This window comes from Streptomyces sp. NPDC022910 (genome assembly GCF_055561075.1).
In genome coordinates, this window is the sequence record NZ_JBVHHL010000009.1 from 189123 (window position 1) to 206578 (window position 17456).

The 17456-nt window shown below is 69.4% G+C and carries 15 protein-coding genes and 1 pseudogene; 2 read left to right on the forward strand and 14 right to left on the reverse strand.

Annotated elements, in window-relative coordinates; genetic code table 11:
* The 4 genes from ACZ3TS_RS12095 to ACZ3TS_RS12110 all read right to left on the reverse strand — a co-directional run.
* Positions 1-350 (reverse strand): hypothetical protein (locus ACZ3TS_RS12095; protein ID WP_467616459.1); only part of this gene is annotated, 350 nt, incomplete at its 3' end.
* 263 nt (positions 351-613) lie between these two features.
* On the reverse strand, positions 614-1435 hold the full coding sequence (locus ACZ3TS_RS12100) for a TIGR03936 family radical SAM-associated protein (protein WP_467616462.1): 822 nt from the start codon (positions 1433-1435) through the stop codon (positions 614-616).
* Positions 1436-1483: 48 nt separating this feature from the next.
* Positions 1484-2593: a hypothetical protein gene (locus ACZ3TS_RS12105; protein ID WP_467616464.1), complete on the reverse strand. Its 1110-nt coding sequence runs from the start codon at positions 2591-2593 to the stop codon at positions 1484-1486.
* 15 nt (positions 2594-2608) lie between these two features.
* Positions 2609-3139, reverse strand: a complete 531-nt coding sequence (locus ACZ3TS_RS12110) for a GNAT family N-acetyltransferase (RefSeq protein ID WP_467616466.1) — start codon at positions 3137-3139, stop codon at positions 2609-2611.
* A 284-nt stretch (positions 3140-3423) separates the two neighbouring features.
* On the opposite strand from ACZ3TS_RS12110, the gene ACZ3TS_RS12115 reads away from it, so the two are divergent.
* Positions 3424-3837 carry a cytidine deaminase family protein gene (locus tag ACZ3TS_RS12115; RefSeq protein ID WP_467616468.1) on the forward strand — a complete coding sequence of 138 codons (414 nt, stop codon included), beginning with the start codon at positions 3424-3426 and terminating at the stop codon, positions 3835-3837.
* Between the two features lie 405 nt (positions 3838-4242).
* On the opposite strand, the pseudogene ACZ3TS_RS12120 reads toward ACZ3TS_RS12115, so the two are convergent.
* Positions 4243-4558: pseudogene (locus tag ACZ3TS_RS12120) on the reverse strand (winged helix-turn-helix domain-containing protein); the annotation flags it as partial.
* A 230-nt stretch (positions 4559-4788) separates the two neighbouring features.
* On the opposite strand from ACZ3TS_RS12120, the gene ACZ3TS_RS12125 reads away from it, so the two are divergent.
* The gene (locus ACZ3TS_RS12125; protein ID WP_467616470.1) at positions 4789-5484 is read left to right on the forward strand and encodes a DUF899 domain-containing protein; all 696 of its coding nucleotides are present in this window, start codon (positions 4789-4791) and stop codon (positions 5482-5484) included.
* Positions 5485-5810: 326 nt separating this feature from the next.
* Here ACZ3TS_RS12125 and ACZ3TS_RS12130 read toward each other — a convergent pair whose 3' ends face one another.
* The 9 genes from ACZ3TS_RS12130 to ACZ3TS_RS12170 form a co-directional block, all read right to left on the reverse strand.
* Positions 5811-7772 (reverse strand): TIGR03960 family B12-binding radical SAM protein, encoded by a 1962-nt coding sequence (locus ACZ3TS_RS12130; RefSeq protein WP_467616472.1) that lies wholly within the window; start codon positions 7770-7772, stop codon positions 5811-5813.
* A gap of 367 nt (positions 7773-8139) precedes the next feature.
* Positions 8140-9648 carry a CYTH and CHAD domain-containing protein gene (locus ACZ3TS_RS12135; protein WP_467616473.1) on the reverse strand — a complete coding sequence of 503 codons (1509 nt, stop codon included), beginning with the start codon at positions 9646-9648 and terminating at the stop codon, positions 8140-8142.
* 147 nt (positions 9649-9795) lie between these two features.
* Positions 9796-10995: a rod shape-determining protein RodA gene (gene rodA / locus ACZ3TS_RS12140; protein ID WP_467616475.1), complete on the reverse strand. Its 1200-nt coding sequence runs from the start codon at positions 10993-10995 to the stop codon at positions 9796-9798.
* Positions 10992-13244, reverse strand: coding sequence for a penicillin-binding protein 2 (gene mrdA, locus ACZ3TS_RS12145; RefSeq protein WP_467616478.1), 2253 nt, complete (start codon positions 13242-13244; stop codon positions 10992-10994). Before mrdA ends, rodA begins: the two co-directional genes overlap by 4 nt.
* 82 nt (positions 13245-13326) lie before the next feature.
* The gene (gene mreD / locus ACZ3TS_RS12150; protein ID WP_467616480.1) at positions 13327-13995 is read right to left on the reverse strand and encodes a rod shape-determining protein MreD; all 669 of its coding nucleotides are present in this window, start codon (positions 13993-13995) and stop codon (positions 13327-13329) included.
* Positions 13996-14007: 12 nt separating this feature from the next.
* Positions 14008-14946: a rod shape-determining protein MreC gene (gene mreC / locus ACZ3TS_RS12155; protein WP_467616481.1), complete on the reverse strand. Its 939-nt coding sequence runs from the start codon at positions 14944-14946 to the stop codon at positions 14008-14010.
* 209 nt (positions 14947-15155) lie between these two features.
* Entirely contained in the window at positions 15156-16175 is a 1020-nt protein-coding gene (locus ACZ3TS_RS12160) for a rod shape-determining protein (protein WP_059131610.1), read from the reverse strand.
* 342 nt (positions 16176-16517) lie between these two features.
* Complete coding sequence (gene ndk / locus ACZ3TS_RS12165; RefSeq protein ID WP_467616483.1) at positions 16518-16931, reverse strand: nucleoside-diphosphate kinase; 414 nt, start codon at positions 16929-16931, stop codon at positions 16518-16520.
* A 150-nt stretch (positions 16932-17081) separates the two neighbouring features.
* Complete coding sequence (locus ACZ3TS_RS12170; protein WP_467616485.1) at positions 17082-17456, reverse strand: DUF4233 domain-containing protein; 375 nt, start codon at positions 17454-17456, stop codon at positions 17082-17084.

Sequence of the window (17456 nt, forward strand, 5' to 3'; positions counted from 1 at the left end):
GCGGGCGCGGACACGCGACGCGTGGCACGACGACGCGCACGACGCGGAGCCGCCTCCTCCTCGGCTGCAGCCTCCGCCTCCGGCACGGCGACCTCGGCCACCGCTTCCGTCTCTTCGATCTCTTCTGCCCCAGTGGCCTCGACGGCCTCTACCGCCTCAACGGGCCGTGCGGTCTCCGCTGCGGCCGGTACGGCCGGCCCCGTCGCGGTCACGGCCTCGGTCGCGGCGTCGGCCGCGACTGTCGGCGGTCCCGCCGGGCGCGACGCGGCGCGGCGTCGGCGACGCGGCGGCAGGGTGTCGCTGGGGGTGTTGTTTTCGGAACCCTCGATGGGTTCGGTCGGTTCGAGCATGCGGGCGTATCTCCCGTCAGGCTCCCGGGCGCCGCGCCTGGTCCGGCGATGATGCCGGTGACGTCCGCGGCTCGCGCGATGCGCGGTGCCGCCGTCCGGGGCGCGGGCGCCACACGGGAGCTTTCTGTGTCCTGTCTCGCCGGTTCCGTACACCATGTCGCGTACGGCCTGGCGAAAGTCTTCTGGTGGGTGCGCTGCCCGACCCAGGTGGCTCCCGAGTACGAGGGCGGCGCTACGACGTCCGTCCCTACGCGGAACCTTCCTTACTCCGGCGCCGTCGCGGCGGCAGTCGCGGCGGCCGGGTGCGGCTCGGTCGCTGCTGCCTCGCGGTCGGGCGCGAGCGGGTCGGTCACCGTGCCGGTCTCTTCATCGAACAGCCCCTGCGCCAGCCTGGTCACCGCTGCGGGGACCGGCGGCGCCAGGTCGGCCACGGCGCGGAGACCGGACAGGACGTCGTCGGGTCGTACGGCAGGCGTCACGTGCCGAACAACCAGCCGCAGTATCGCACAGGGCTGGTCGGTCGGCCCATCAGGATGCGCGGCGAAAGCCGCTCCGGTGGAACCGACTCTCGCGCCGGACTGCGAACTGCGTGTTTCCAGGCTCTCGAGTTCCGCGACCGCGGGGCGGGCGTCGAAGGTGCGCATGCCGTTCTTGGTCATGCGCTGGACCTCGACGGTCCCGGCCGCATTGAAGGCCTCGACCGCGCGCCGGGCGTCCGCCGGGTCCACGCCGTCCAGCCGTAGCTCCCACACGGAAGCCGTCAGCCGGTCGGCCAGCCCCGACGTACGGGCCTCGACCGCCTCGATGACGTCGAGCCCGGCGGGCAGCGACTCGTCGAGGAGTTCGCGCAGCTTGTCCGGGTCGCGCGCCTCGGTGAGCGCGATTTCCAGGTACTCCGCCTCACTGCCCGTGCCGGTGGGTGCGGCATTGGCGTACGACACCTTCGGATGCGGCGTGAACCCGGCCGAGTACGCCATCGGCACCTCGGCACGGCGCAACGCACGCTCGAAGGCGCGCTGGAAGTCACGGTGGCTGGTGAACCGGAGGCGGCCGCGCTTGGTGTAGCGCAGTCGGATGCGCTGCACCGCGGGTGCGGGCGGCGGGCCTTCGGGCTGTCGCTTGCCCAGTGTCGTTCAGTCCTTTGTGAGAGCGGTCGTACTGCTACCAAGAGTACGCGTCTCACCGTCCGTGGGTTCCCGCCGGGAGACCGCCCGCGGCTCACGGGAATCCCCGAAGAGCATGCGGCGGAAGTCGGCGCGGGCCTGCCGCGCGGACTCGCGTGCGGCAGCAAGTGCCTGCCGCGTCGCCCGGCCCACGCCGCGCGCGGCCTCGGCGGCGGGCCGCAGGACCGTGTCGCGCAGGACGTGCCCGATCGGTGTCAGCACCGTCCGGTACGCCCACCTCACCGGCTCCACGAAGATCCACCGGAAGAGGGTGCCGAGGAACCGGCCCACGGCAAGCGAGACGTGCCCGGCGACGCGCCAGGCATGGCCGAGCGCGGCACCGATCTCGCGCCCGAGGACCGCGAGGACGCGACCGACCGGGGTGAGGACCCATCGCCGGACGGCGAGCGCGGGCAGCACGAGGAGCACACGCAGGATCCAGTACAGAGCGACGCCGATACCGGTGAAGATCGCGCGTACGAGCCGTACGACACCACCCGCGAGCCAGGCGATCGCGTGCCCGACAGGCGTCAACACATACCGGTACAGCCATCCCGCCGGTGCGACGACCACGCACCTCACGAGCCACGCCACCACCACGTACACCGCGCCTCCGAGGGCGGCGAGCACGTACCCGACACCCTTGAGCAGCCCTGTGACGGCATGGCCCACGGGGGTCAGCACTCGCGCATACACCCAGGCGCATCCGGCGCCGATCCCGCGCAACACCCAGGCGGCACCGTGCCCGAGAGGCGTCAGCAGGTACCGGTGCAGCCACACGGCCGGTACCACGACCAGGACACGGCCCAGCCAGGCGATTCCCCTCCCGAGCGGCACGAGGACGTACCGCCACAGCGTCATCCACGGCCATACGAACACCGCCCACGCCGCCCACAGCAGGGCGCGGCCCACCGGTCGCAGCAGGGTGTCGCGCAGGAACCGTCCCCCGACGACCAGTGCGTCCCACACCATGCGCACCGGCACGACCAGCACGAGCACGACGATCCGCACGGGAAGGCGGATCGCCACGGTGAGGCACCCCTCGGCGGGCTGCTGCGGCGACGGCTTCTCCAGGTCCATACCGGCGTAGACGCCTCAGCGGCCCGTACGGATCCAGTAGCGCAGCTTGCCGCCGCGCTCGTCCTCGAACTGCCCGCCGTTCGCCTCGATCACCCTGCGGGAAGCGGTGTTGGCGGTGTCACAGGTGACGAGCGCGGGATCGACGCCCAGCTCATGGCAGAGGGGCAGTGCTTCCCGCAGCATCGCGGTGGCGTACCCGCGCCGCCGGGCCCCGGGGCGCACGTCGTACCCGATGTGGCCGCCGTACTCCAGCAGGAACGGGGTGAGCCGGTGACGGAGGGCGAGGCGTCCGAGGAAGGTGTCGCCCTCCGCGTACCACAGCGTGGTCTGCGCAACCCCGTCCTTCCGACGCGGGCGTTCTCGTTCGGAACGCAGCATCGCCACGTACGCCGCGAAGCCCTCGGGGTCGTCCCAGGTGTCCCCGTACCGCGCGATCTCGTGCGTCAGCAGGGAGTTCGCGGTCAGCTCGCCCGCGTCGGCGAACTCCCGTACGGCGACGAGGAAGGAGTCATGGAAGCGCACACGAGGCAGGGTCAGCTGCGGCATTGCCTCATTCTGCGAGCGCCCACGAGACAACACCCATGGTTTTTTTCTTACCTGACGGACGTTCACAGTCCGTCCGACCGAGGCAACATCAGCAGGCAGCCGCATCCAGGATGCGGCGGGCTACCGTCGAATCGGCTCGGACGACTGCTCAGACGACCGGCTGGCCGATGCCCCGGTGGTGGGAGCCGAAAGCGCCGCGTATGTCGAGCTCGCCCGCCCTGTCACGCTGGACGGCACCGACCACGCAGGGCAACGTCGCCTGAGACCCTACGAAGGCGGGGAAGATGACCACACAGACCCAGCACGTCGATCACGAACTCATCCAGGCCGCGGCCCACGTCGCTCGCACTCGCTGCCGGGGCGACAACCACACCGTGGCAGCCGCAGCCCGTGCCCGGGACGGCCGGATCATCACCGCGGTGAACGCCTACCACTTCACGGGAGGCCCCTGCGCCGAACTGGTCCTCATCGGCGCCGCAGCCGCCCAGGGCGCCTACGAGCTGGACACCGTCGTCGCCGTGGGCGACCGCGACCGAGGGGTTGTTCCCCCATGCGGCCGATGCCGTCAGGTCCTGCTCGACTACTTCCCCGCCCTCGAGGTCATCGTCGGCGAAGCGGGCCACATCCGTACCGTCCTCATCACCGACTTGCTGCCCGAAAGCTACGTCTGGGCCGACCACCAGCGCGATGTCGAGTAGCGGCACAGCGTTCTCGACGTATCCCGCACGCACGGCTGCCGCACCATGGTGGGCCGCTCCCGCGTTGCATCGATCAGACGGCAAAGCGAGGCTGTTCCTGGATTTCACGCGGAGTGGCAGTACGGGCTCCCGATGACCAATTGGCAGGCCTGACTTCAGAGCGTGGATGGAGTGGCTGCCAGGCCCTGCTCGTCCTGGCGCACCTGCGCTGAGGCGGCGCCCACACCCGTCTCGCGTGCGGGTTTCCGAGCCGGGGTCGCGACCGGGCCACAGCACCGCAGGAGTGGGCGCCGCCGCGGCTCGGGCACGCTCCCGGCGCGATCCGTGTCGCGGTGTCCGTCGTCACCGGGCCACGTCGGCCGCCCGTGCTCAGTCGGCTGCCCGTGCTCAGTCGGCTGCCCGTGCTCATCGGATGCGGTACCCCACTCCCGTGACGGTCCCACGACGGCCGGGCCGCCCAGCTTGCGACGCAGCCCGCGGATCGGGACCCGCACGATCGTCGTGAACGGGTCGATGTTCTCGTCGTTCTCGTCCCACCCCCGCTCCAGCAGCGTCTCCGCCGGCACCCGGCCCGCCCTGCGCCCGCAGCAGCTCCTCCAGCACCGCGAACTCCTTGCGCGACAGCCACGTACCGCCCGTCCTGGTGCGTCTCCAGCAGATGGGGGTCCAGCCGGATGCCCGCCCGTTCCAGTACGGGCGGCGCGGCCGGCCGTACCCGGCGGTCGGGCGCAACGAAGCCCCGGAAGAGCTGGTGGCCGAGCGCGGCGAGGAGGGCATGGCCCGGGTGCGGGAGCTGAACGGCGGCGAGGGCACCCGCAGGCTTCAGGCCCGCCGCAGCTGCGCACAGCGGCGGCGGGCGGCCGGGGACGTCGGGTCACCGATGAGTTCCGGAGCCCGGTGGGGTCTACCTCTGTACAAGCGAAAGCCGCGCACGAGCTCTGTGAGGGGACCATGACCACCCACGCACTACCACCCGTCGTCGACGCCACAACCTGGGAGCGCCAACTCGAGGCACTGCGCGCCCGGGAGAAGGCCGCGACACGGGAGCTTGACGCCATCGCCGCCGAGCGTCGTCGCCTGCCGATGGTCGAGATGCCCGACTACACCCTCGAGGGCGAGGACGGCCTCGTTCGGCTGGCGGACGTCTTCGAAGGCAAGAGGCAACTGATCGTCTACAACCACATGTGGTTCGCCGGCAAGGAATGGCAGTGCCCGGGCTGCACGGGGTTCACCTCGCAGTACACCCGCCTGGAGTTCCTGGACAACTACGATGCGCGATTCGTCATCGTCACCCAGGGCCCGATCAAAGAGGCACTCGCCTACAAGCAGCGGGTCGGCAACCAGATGGCGTGGTACTCGACTGCCGACAGCTCATTCGGGGCCGACGTCGGCGCACCGCCCGACGGAGGATTCGCGGTCAACGTGTTCCTGCGCGAGGGCAATACCGTCTATCGCACCTGGCACACCAACGGTCGGGGTACCGAGCAGCTCAGTCACACCTTCGCGCTGATCGATGTCCTGCCGTACGGACGGCAGGAGGAATGGCAGGACTCGCCCGAGGGCTGGCCTCAGTCGCCCACCTACAGCCGATGGGCGACGTCCAAGGACATCGGTGCGCTCTACGGCTCGGGCTCCGGCGGCGGCTGAACTGATCACGGCCGATGAGCGGGTGGACTCGGTGATGCCGCCGGTGAGCGACGGTGTGACCATCGCCCGGCGTCGCTGACGCCCGGCAAGCGGGTGCCGCGCTTGTGCGGTCCGCCCTTGGCGTGGCCGCACATCGCAGCCACACGGAGTTTCCCGGGGCTGCGGACCGGCGCCATGGTGGTGTGGCTGGCTGCCGCGCTTCTGCTGATCCTCCTGGCTGTCGGTTACCTTCGTCAACGGGCACTGCGCTTGCACGCCGGCGACCCGGTGATGGCCCAGTCATCCCCGCCAGCGCCTCAATCACCCGGTCGAGTGCCTCGATCACGTCAGTGCGCGTGACCGCTCGAAGCCGGCGTCGGACCAGCGTTCTTGACCGTCAGCGGAAGCAACTTCTTGCCGGTCGGGCCTACTTGTACCCAAGTATCCATCTGCGGGCACACCCCGCAGTCGAAGCACGGCGTCCAACGGCAGTCCTCGACCTCCGTCTCGTCGAGTGCGTCCTGCCAGTCCTCCCAGAGCCAGTCCTTGTCGAGGCCCGAGTCGAGGTGGTCCCAGGGGAGGACCTCCTCGTACGTGCGCTCGCGGGTGGTGTACCAGTCGACGTCGACGCCGAAGTCCGCCAGCGCCTTGTCCGCGCACTGCATCCAGCGGTCGTACGAGAAGTGTTCGCGCCAGCCGTCGAAGCGGCCACCGTCGTCGTAGACCGCGCGGATGACGGCGCCGATCCGTCGGTCGCCGCGGGACAGCAGGCCCTCGACGATGCCCGGCTTGCCGTCGTGGTAGCGGAAGCCGATCGAGCGGCCGTACTTCTTGTCACCGCGGATCTTGTCGCGGAGCTTTTCGAGACGGGCGTCCGTCTCCTCCGCCGACAGCTGCGGGGCCCACTGGAAGGGCGTGTGCGGCTTGGGCACGAAGCCGCCGATCGAGACCGTGCAGCGGATGTCGTTGGAGCCGGAGACCTCGCGGCCCTTCTGGATCACGTGCGTGGCCATGTCGGCGATCTGGAGGACGTCGTCGTCCGTCTCCGTCGGCAGGCCGCACATGAAGTAGAGCTTCACCTGGCGCCAGCCGTTGCCGTAGGCAGTGGCGACCGTGCGGATCAGATCGTCCTCCGAGACCATCTTGTTGATGACCTTGCGGATGCGTTCCGAGCCGCCCTCGGGGGCGAAGGTGAGGCCTGAGCGGCGGCCGTTGCGCGTCAGTTCGTTCGCCAGGTCGATGTTGAAGGCGTCCACCCGGGTCGACGGGAGCGAGAGGCCGATCTTGTCGTCCTCGTAGCGGTCCGCCAGGCCCTTGGCGATGTCACCGATCTCGCTGTGGTCCGCCGAGGACAGGGACAGGAGGCCGACCTCCTCGAAGCCCGTCGCCTTCAGGCCCTTGTCGACCATCTCGCCGATGCCGGTGATCGAGCGTTCCCGGACAGGGCGGGTGATCATGCCTGCCTGGCAGAAGCGGCAGCCGCGCGTGCAGCCCCGGAAGATCTCGACGGACATACGCTCGTGGACCGTCTCCGCGAGGGGGACGAGGGGCTGCTTCGGGTAGGGCCACTCGTCCAGGTCCATGACCGTGTGCTTGGACACGCGCCACGGGACGCCCGACTTGTTGGGGACCACACGGGCGATACGGCCGTCGTGGAGGTACTCCACGTCGTAGAACGCCGGAACGTACACCCCGCCCGTCTTCGCCAGGCGGAACAGCAGCTCCTCGCGGCCGCCGGGGCGGCCCTCCGCCTTCCAGGCGCGGATGATCTTCGTGACCTCCAGGACCGCCTGCTCGCCGTCGCCGATCACCGCGCAGTCGATGAAGTCGGCGATGGGCTCGGGGTTGAAGGCCGCGTGGCCGCCCGCCATGACGATCGGGTCGTCCAGGGTGCGGTCCTTGGACTCCAGCGGGATGCCGGCCAGGTCCAGGGCCGTCAGCATGTTCGTGTAGCCCAGTTCCGTGGAGAAGGACAGGCCCAGCACGTCGAACGCCTTCACCGGGCGGTGACTGTCCACCGTGAACTGCGGGACGTCGTGCTCCCGCATCAGGGCCTCCAGGTCCGGCCACACGCTGTAGGTGCGCTCGGCGAGGACGCCTTCCTGCTCGTTCAGGACCTCGTAGAGGATCATGACGCCCTGGTTGGGCAGGCCGACCTCGTAGGCGTCGGGGTACATGAGGGCCCAGCGGACGTCACAGGCGTCCCACGGCTTGACCGTGGAGTTGAGCTCTCCGCCGACGTACTGGATCGGCTTCTGCACATGCGGGAGCAGAGCTTCGAGCTGCGGGAAGACCGATTCGGCAGACATCTCGCGACTTTCGTGAGCTGGACGGGACTGGCAGGGGTGACCATCAAGCCTAACGCGACCGCAACCCCGCTTCGGACGCCCGGAAGGCGGCCGACCGGCCTGGCCTCCGGAGAGCGGCCGACCTGGACCTCATCGCCCCGTCCGCCGCCGCCCTGCCGTCCTGCCCCCGCTCAGCATGCGCCTACCGCGTGCTCAGACGCGCGCCCGCCCAGACCTGCACCGGCCGCGCCCGCTCAGCCCCGAGCGCACCGTCCGCCAAGGCCAACGCCCCCGCCCGCCCCACAACCGCGCCCCTGCCCGCCCAGACCTGCTCCGCGCGCCGTTCAGCCCGAGGCCACGGCCCGCTCAGCCCGAGCCCACCGTCCCCTCACACCCGCGCCTGCCCCTCCACCGTCCGCCACGTCTCCGGCAGTGCCGCCTCCGCGGTTGCCGCGCGCTGTTCCTCTCGGCCGTACAGGACGCCGTAGGTGAAGGTGCTCTCCCCCGCCGCGTGCGCCTGGACCGACAGCTCCAGCAGTGCTTCCCGGGTCATCACGCTGTCCTGGTGGTCGCCGAGCAGGGTCTGCAGGGACTTCATCGACTTGACCAGGGTCGCGGCGGGCTTGCCCAGGGCCGGCGCCGCGGCCTCGGCGGCGTACCGGGTGCGTTTGGTCTTCTTGCGGGCCTCGTGCATCGCGATGTCGCGGTCCTGGCCCGGCGGCAGGTCCAGGGCCTGTCCGACCAGATCGGCGACCTTGCGGAAGTCCTTCCGTACGGCCTTGGCGATCACCTTCGACGGGTCCTTGGCGGCAGCACCCAGCAGGGGCGGGTCGGCGATCAAGGCGTCCAGGGTGTCCAGCAGGTTCAGGTAGCGGTCGCTGTCCAGGACGGTGATCAGCCGGCTTCGGGAGCCGCCGCGTTTGGCGTTCGACCAGGTGTGCAGGCGGCCCTGGACCGGGCCGGAGACCACTGACCGGGGCAGTTCGGACAGGGCGGTCGTCAGATGCTCGGTGAGGACTTCCCGGTCGCGGTCGACGCCCAGCTCGCCCGCGAGCCACTTCAGCTCGTCGGCGATCGGGTCGGTGACGCCGCGGTCCAGGACCTTGCCGAACGAGCGGAACGTGCTGCGCAGCCGGCGAGTGGCCACGCGCATGGAGTGCACGGAGTCGAAGACGTCCCGGCGCACCGCGGGATCCAGTTCGACGATCGCGTCCCGCTGGGCGCGGACGTAGGCGAGGACGTGGTCGCCCGCGGTGACCGGAGTCTTCTCCTCTCCGGGCGCGACCGGCTTGATGCGCCTGCCGGTCTCGTCCAGTGCCCTGGCCAGCTTGGACGGAGACGAGGAGCGGCTGACGCCCGCCTTGCGGAGCTTCTTGTCGACCTTGTCGAGGAAGGCGGGGTCGCCCTCGTTCGCCAGTTCGACCTCGATCTCGGTCCATTCGGCCGTGCCCGTGCCGCCGCTGAGCCGCTCGGCGTGGACCCGGTCGAGACTGACCTCGGCGAGCAGGGCACCGTCGGCGTCGACGAGGTGACGGAGGTCGCGGGCGGAGCGCAGGCGGACGACAGGGACGAGTTCGGCGTGGCGGACGCGGGAGCGGACGAGTCCGGACAGGTACCGGGGGACGGTGTCGGAGAGCGGAGCGTGGATCTCGTCGCGGACGCCGTCGGCGACCGGCAGCTTGAGGTGCCAGCCGGCGTCGCCGCCGCCGGTGCGGCGGCGCAGGGTCAGGGAGGCGCCGGCCAGTCTCTGGTCGGCCGTGTCGTAGTAGGTGGCGTCGAGTTCGGCGACGCCCTTGTCGATGACGGCCGAGACGCCGCCGACGCCGGTCAGATCGGGCAGTTTGTCCCCGGCCGCGGCCTCGTACTTCCGCTCGATTTCGCGCTTCGTGTCCGCCATGCACTGAATCTAGTGGCATCTGGGCCGTTAGGGCAGAGCCCGCCGAAGGAGAACCGGGGGGCCTGGCGCCTTCCCCGCGTCCCCCCGCCGTCCGCCGTCCGCCGTCCTCCATCCGCCATCCGCCATCCATCGATGGGAAATGCGGCCCTACGCCGACATCGGTCGCTGCACCCGGATCGATTGCAGGAGTCCCACCGCTATCCAGACGGCGAACATCGACGAGCCGCCGTACGAGACGAACGGCAGCGGAAGGCCGGCGACCGGCATGATGCCGAGGGTCATGCCGATGTTCTCGAAGGACTGGAAGGCGAACCAGGCGATGATGCCGGCGGCCACGATCGTGCCGTACAGCTCGGTCGTCTCGCGGGCGATCCGGCAGGCCCGCCACAGAACGACGCCGAGCAGCACGATGATCAGTCCCGCGCCGACGAAGCCCAGCTCCTCCCCCGCGACCGTGAAGACGAAGTCGGTCTGTTGTTCCGGCACGAACTGGCCCGTCGTCTGCGAGCCGTGGAAGAGGCCCGCGCCGGTCAGTCCACCGGAACCGATGGCGATACGTGCCTGGTTGGTGTTGTAGCCGACGCCGGCGGGGTCCAGGCTGGGGTTGGCGAAGGCGGCGAAGCGGTTGATCTGGTACTCGTCCAGGATGTGCAGCTGCCACACGGCGGCCGCGCCCAGGCCTCCGGCGCCCAGCAGGCCGAACACCCAGCGGTTCGAGGCGCCGGAGGCGAGCAGCACCCCGAGCACGATGATGACCATGACCATGACCGAGCCGAGGTCCGGCATGAGCATGGTGATCAGCATCGGAACGGAGGCCAGGCCCAGAGCCTGGGCCACGGTGCGGTGGTCGGGGTAGGGCCTGTCTCCGGCGTCGACCCGGGCGGCAAGCAGCATCGCCATGCCCAGGATGATCGTGATCTTCACGAACTCGGAGGGCTGGAGGGAGAAGCCGCCGCCCAGCACGATCCACGCGTGGGCGCCGTTGACCGTCGCACCCAGCGGGGTGAGCACCAGCAGGATCAACAACACCGAGATGCCGTACAGGATCGGCACGGCCGTACGCAGTGTGCGGTGGCCGAGCCAGACGGTACCGATCATCAGGGCGAACCCGATGCCGGTGTTCATCAGATGCCGGATCAGAAAGTAGTAGGGGTCACCCTGGTTGATCTCGGTGCGGTTGCGGGTCGCCGAGTAGACGAGGGCCATGCCGATCAGGGACAGGGCGGTGGCCGACAGCAGTATGGGCCAGTCGAGGCGGCGCGCCAGGCCGTCACGGGCGAAGACCCGTGTCCAGCGGGCCCGTTCGGGCCCGTACCCGGAGACGGAGAAGTTGTTCGCTCCGGTCACGTGAGGATCCTCCGCCTCTTCTTCGGGCGGGCCGTGAGCCTGCGGGTGGTGCGGTTGCTCGCGGTCGGCGAGGGCACGGTGGCCGACGGGCTGTCGGTGGGCGTGCCCTGCTGGTCCTGCCCGCCGGCCTGGTCCGCGTTCGGGTCGTACTTCTCGATCTTCGGGGCCACGATCGAGCCGTCGGGCTGGATCTTGGGGAGGCTCTTCTGCGGGGTGGGCAGCAGGGCCTTCTTCTCGTCGATGGAGCCGTCCTTCTGAACGCCGTACAGGGCGTCGTAGATGTTGTGCACGGCCTCGCCGGAGGCGCCGGAGCCCGTACCCGCCTGGGCGATCGTCATGATGACCGTGTAGTCCTTGGTGTAGGTGGCCAGCCACGACGTGGTCTGCTTGCCGTAGACCTCCGCGGTACCGGTCTTGGCGTGCAGCGGGATCTTGTCCTGCGGCCAGCCGCCGAACTTCCAGGCGGCGGTACCGCGGGTGACGACGCCCGCGAGGGCCTGCTCCATGACGTCCCGCGTCTTCTGGTCGATCGGCAGCCTGCCGTGCGACTTGGGCTTGATCTCGGTGACCTGCTTGCCGTCGGGGCTGACGACCGCCTTGCCGATGCTCGGGTTCCACAGGGTGCCGCCGTTGGAGATCGCCGAGTAGATGACCGCTTCCTGGATCGGCGTCAGGAGCGTGTCACCCTGGCCGATGGAGTAGTTGATCGCGTCACCCTCGCGCATCTTGTTGCCCTCGAGGCAATTCTCGTACGCGATCTTCTGGACGTAGTCGCCGTCCTTCTTGCCGGTCTTGCACCAGGCGTCCTTGTTGGCCTCCCAGTAGCTCTGCTTCCACTGGCGGTCGGGGACGCGGCCGGAGACCTCGTTGGGCAGGTCGATGCCGGTGGGCTTGCCGAGGCCGAACTGGTGGGCGGCCTTGTAGAAGTAGTCCTTGGGCTGTCCCTTCTTGGGGTTGATGCCGCCGTCCTTCTTCCACTCGTTGTCGGCGAGGCCGTAGAAGACGGTGTCGCAGGAGACCTCCAGGGCGCGGCCGAGGGAGATCGGGCCGAAGCTCTCGCCCTCGAAGTTCTTGAAGACCTGGCCGCCGACCGAGTACGAACTCGTGCACGGGTAGTTGCCGTCGAAGGGGTAGCCGGCCTCGATCGCGGCGGCCGTGGAGACGACCTTGAAGGTCGAGCCGGGTGCCGACTGTCCTTGGATGGCGCGGTTGAGCAGCGGGTAGTCGGAGTCCTTGCCGGTGAGCTGCTTGTAGTCCTTGGCGGAGATGCCGCCGACCCAGACGTTCGGGTCGTAGGTCGGGGCGGACGCCATGGCGACGACACGGCCGGTCTTGGCCTCCATCACGACGACGGCACCGGAGTCCGCTTTGTAGTTCTCACCGGTGATCTTGTCGAACTGGGTGCGGGCGATCTTCATCGCATTGTCCAGCTCGTACTCGGCGACCCGCTGGACACGGGCGTCGATGCTGGTGATCAGGTTGGAGCCGGCCTCGGCGGTGTCGCTCTTGGCCTTGCCGATGACGCGTCCGAGGTTGTCGACCTCGTAGCGGGTGACTCCGGCCTTGCCGCGCAGCACCTTGTCGTACTGGCGCTCGAGGCCGGAGCGGCCGACCATGTCGGAGCGCAGATAGGGCGAGTCGGTGTCCTTGGCCTGCTGGATCTCGCCGTCGGTGACGGGCGAGAGATAGCCGAGAACCTGGGCGGTGTTGGCCTCGCCGGGGCTCGGGTAGCGGCGCAGGGCCTCGGGCTCGGCGGTGATGCCGGGGAAGTCCTCGGAGCGCTCGCGGATCTGCAGGGCCTGCCTGGGGGTGGCCTCGTCGGTGATCGGGATCGGCTGGTACGGCGAGCCGTTCCAGCAGGGCTGCGGCGTCTTGGCGTCGCAGAGGCGGACCTTGTCCATGACCTCCTGCGGCTTCATGCCGAGGACGCCGGCCAGTTTGGTGAGGACCGCCTTGCCGTCGTCCTTCATCTTCAGCAGGTCGGTGCGGGAGGCGGAGACCACGAGCCGGGTCTCGTTGTCGGCGAGCGGGACTCCGCGCGCGTCCAGGATGTCGCCGCGCACGGCGGGTTGGACGACCTGCTGGACGTGGTTGCCGGTGGCCTCCTTGGCGTACTCGGAGCCGTTGCGGATCTGGAGGTACCACAGACGGCCGCCGAGGGTGCCGAGGAGGGAGAGGACAAGGATCTGGATGACGACGAGCCGGATCTGGACGCGTGGGGTCCGTCCGGTCTCGGGGATATTGGTCACTGCTGCCGCCCCCTCTCAGTGCACGTACGCGTCCTACGAGTACACGGCCAACCTGTGGGACCAGGCGCCGGCTTGCCGCTGTTCACAACCGCTTGACCCCCTTGATGCGCCCGGCGCGGGCCACCCGGGCCTTGGCCGCCTTGACCCGCAGTCCCCCGCGCTGGCTGCCGATGCGCAGTCCGGTGCCGGCGGAGAGCCAGCCGGAGGAGACGTCGGCCGCCTTGGCGGAGTTGGTCTCGGCCAGCGGGTCGTTGTCGGCGCGGCGGGCCAGCGCCATGATCCCGGGGACCACGAACGGCGCGAGCAGCAGGTCGTACAGCGCGGCCGTGAACAGCAGGCTGCCCATGCCCACATGGCGGGCCGCTGTGTCGCCCACCAGGGCTCCCACGCCCGCGTACAGCAGGGTCGAGCCGACAGCGGCGGCGACCACCACGGTCATCGGGCCCGTCGCGGACTTCAGGCGGCCGTTCTCGGGCCGGGCGAGTCCTGCGAGATAGCCGATGACGCAGAGCACGAGGGCGTAGCGGCCTGCGGCGTGGTCCGCGGGCGGGACGAGGTCGGAGAGCAGGCCCGCGCCGAAGCCGATGAGGCAGCCGCCGACATGGCCGTAGACCAGGGCGAGGCCGACGACGGTCAGCAGCACCACGTCGGGGACGGCGCCGGGCAGATGGAGGCGGGCGAGGACGCTCACCTGGATGACCAGGGCTACGACCACCAGGGTGGTGGAGAGCAGCATCCGGTTGAGGCGCATCTGGTTCAGCTCCTAGGGCGTCTGCTGCTGGCCGGTGTCGGGGGCCGAAGGAGTGACGGTGACCGTCACGGTCGGCGTGGGCGTCGGCTTGGGCTGCGGGGGCAGAACGGTGTCGCGTGGGTCCTTCTTGGGCGCCTGGACGACGACGCCGACGACGTCCAGCTTGGTGAAGGACGCGAACGGCTTCACATAGATCGTGCGGGTCAGGCCGCCGCCGGACGGGTCGACCCGGGAGACCACGCCCACCGGGACGCCGGGCACGAAAGGCCGGTCGGCCAGCGAGCCGAAGGTGACCAGCCGGTCGCCCTTCTTCACGTCGGCCTTGCCGTTGAGGAGCTGGACGCGCAGCGGACGGTCGCCCTGCCCCGAGGCGAAGCCGAGTTCGTCGCTGTTCTCCAAGCGGGTACCGACCGTGAAGTCCGGGTCGTTGGCCAGCAGCACGGTCGAGGTGTCGGGGCCGACGGTGGTGACGCGGCCGACGAGCCCGTCGCCGTTGAGGACGGTCATGTCGCGCTTGATGCCGTCGTTCGCGCCCACGTCGATGGTGACGGTCCAGGAGAAACCCTGGGCCGCTCCTATCGCGATGACTTCGGCACCCTTGATCCCGTACTGTCCCTCGCCCGCCACCCGGATCATCTTGTCGAGCTGCTTGAGCCGACTGCGTTTGCGGTCGTCGCTGCCCAGCTTCGCCTTCAACGCGGCGTTGTCGTGTTCCAGTTGGGCGATGCGGTCGTGCCTGCTGCCGGAGTCGCGTACGGCCGCGATCGCGTTGCCGACGGGGTCGACGGCGGACGACACCCCGTTCTCGATCGGGCCGAAGACCGTGGCGGCGGCCTGGCGGGCACCTTCGACCGGTGAGTCCTGGCCGCCGCGGATGTCCACCGTGATCAGAGCGAACGCGATGGCGATCAGCAGCACCAGGAGCAGCCGGCTCTCTCGTGTGTCCCTCACGTGCGGCGGCCGTGCCTTCCTCGTCGGAATGTGTGGGGCGGGCGCCCCGGGTGCGCGGTGCCCGGTGGGCACGAACCCGACGAGCAATACCTGGCAGGCACAACCCGGTGGGCGCAACCCGGGGGGTGGTATGGGGAGTTTATGCCTCTATATCAAGGATCCGCCGCACGAGAGGAGATCGTCTCGTACGGCGGAATCGACGCGTCGCGTCATCTGCGGGGCTGGGCGTCCAGCACCTGCTGGAGTGCCTCGAATTCCTCTACGCACTTTCCTGAGCCGAGCGCCACGCTGTCCAGCGGGTCCTCGGCGATGTGGATCGGCATGCCGGTCTCCCGGCGCAGTCGCTCGTCGAGACCGCGCAGCAGGGCCCCGCCGCCGGTGAGGACGATCCCCCGGTCCATGACGTCACCGGACAGCTCCGGCGGGCACTTGTCGAGGGTCGTCTTGACCGCGTCCACGATCGCGTTGACCGGTTCCTCGATCGCCTTGCGGACCTCGGCGGCCGAGATGACCACGGTCTTGGGCAGCCCGGAGACCAGGTCCCGGCCCCGGATTTCGGTGTGCTCGTCGGAGTCGAGGTCGTACGCGGAACCGATCGTGATCTTGATCTGCTCGGCCGTCCGCTCACCGAGGAGGAGCGAGTACTCCTTCTTGATGTGCTGGATGATCGCGTTGTCCAACTCGTCACCCGCGACGCGGATGGACTGGGCGGTGACGATACCGCCGAGCGAGATGACCGCGACCTCCGTGGTGCCGCCGCCGATGTCCACCACCATGTTGCCCGTGGCCTCGTGGACCGGCAGGCCGGAGCCGATGGCGGCGGCCATGGGCTCCTCGATGATGTGCACTTGGCGGGCGCCGGCCTGGGAGGACGCCTCGATGACGGCACGGCGCTCGACACCTGTGATGCCCGACGGCACACAGACGACGACCCGCGGACGAGCCAGATACCGCCGCTTGTGGATCTTCAGGATGAAGTAGCGGAGCATCCGCTCGGTGATCTCGAAGTCGGCGATCACGCCGTCCTTCAGGGGGCGCACGGCGACGATGTTGCCCGGCGTCCGGCCGATCATCTTCTTCGCTTCCGCGCCGACCGCGAGGATGCCACCGGTGTTGGTGTTGATCGCGACGACGGACGGCTCGTTGAGCACGATTCCGCGACCCCTGACGTACACCAGCGTGTTGGCGGTCCCGAGGTCGACAGCCATGTCACGGCCGATGAACGACATTGAGTTCCCCATCAGGATTTGTCTGGCCTTCCCAAGGTGAGCGTGTGACGGCTTGCGTTGGGGCGGCGAAGTGGGTGCTGTGACGTGAAGGCTTACATCGTAGTCTCGCCTGCACGAAACACTGCGCGAGGGTCTTCGCCATTGTCAGCAGATGACGCGTCGTCTCGCTTGTGGAGACGGGCTTTTGGGGGTAGCCGTTCCCCCGAACGGCACGCATATGCCATGGGGCGGCCGGGTTTCCGCAGCCGGATTTTTCGGCCGCCCCCGTTCAGGCATCCGGGTGACGTGACAAACCCTCAGAATTCTTCACAAGACGCGTTCAGAAGTTCATCGCCCGTACGCTCAGAAGCGGCCGGGGAAGAAGATCTTCAGTTCGCGCTCGGCCGACTCCTCGGAGTCCGAGGCGTGGATCAGGTTCTCGCGCACGATGACGCCGTAGTCGCCGCGGATGGAGCCCGGGGCGGCGGCGATCGGGTCGGTCGGGCCGGCGAGCGCGCGCAGGCCCTCGATGACCCGCTCGCCCTCGACGACGAGCGCGACGACGGGGCCGGACGCCATGAACTCCACCAGCGGCTCGTAGAAGGGCTTGCCCTTGTGCTCGCCGTAGTGCTGTTCCAGCGTGTCCTGGTCCAGGGTGCGCAGCTCCAGCGCGCTGATGGTCCAGCCGGCCTTGCGCTCGATACGGCTGATGATCTCGCCGATCAACCCGCGACGGACCGCGTCGGGCTTGAGGAGGACGAGGGTGCGCGAGGTCACGAGAGGGCTCCTTAATCGGTTGTGCGGGAGGATGAGGCTACAGGGCGGGTCCGGGAGTCTGTTACGCAGCGTCAGGCTGCGGGGGTCGCTCGGGTGGCCGCTCCCGGGGGCTCCGACCCCGGCCCCCGATTGACCCGAACGGCCTCGTCCTCATACGCCGGACGGGCTAGCGGTATCCGAGTTGTTCTCGTTCCCCGCGGCCGCCGCGAAGCGCGCCTTCGCCTCGTCGATCTTTCTTCCGTAGTGGACCGACGCCCACCACAGCGCCGCGAAGATCGCGCCGAGGAAGAACATCGTGGGGACCACGAACCCGGCGGCGATCAGCGCGATCTGCAGCGCCCAGCCCAGCTGGACGCCGCCGGGGCGGGTGATCAGACCGCACAGCAGAATGCTGAGCGCCATGGCGATACCGCTGACCGTCCAGACCGTGCCCGTGGACAGGCTCGGGTCCTTCATCGCGACGAGACCGGCGAAGCCGATGACGAAGAACTCGCCGATCAGGGTCGAAGCACAGAGCGTACGCAC